Genomic DNA, 256 nt, shown 5'->3' on the forward strand with positions numbered 1-256 from the left:
GATGGTGGTGCCGGACGGGTCGAGATGGCCTTCGACCGGATCCCACATGGCGCCGACGAAATTGGTCTCGTCCATCAGCGGGAACATCGCCTTGGCTTCGGAAGGGGTGATCAGCTCTGTGTCCATGCCGAGATAGCGGCCCTTGGCGTGGGCAAGGCGCAGGAAGTCCATGCGCTCGGGCGTATCGGCCATCATCACGCCGCCGGTCAAATGCAGCGAGCAGGACTGGCCGGATATCTCCTCGATCTCCTTGTAG

The 256-nt window shown here is 62.5% G+C and carries 1 protein-coding gene; it reads right to left on the bottom strand.

Features of this window, described 5'->3' with window-relative positions:
* Window positions 1-256, bottom strand: a 256-nt coding sequence (locus tag AC0L3S_RS39500; protein WP_473285380.1) for an NAD(P)/FAD-dependent oxidoreductase, incomplete at both ends; no start/stop codon positions are given.

It is taken from the genome of Bradyrhizobium sp. Ken01 (assembly GCF_055807355.1).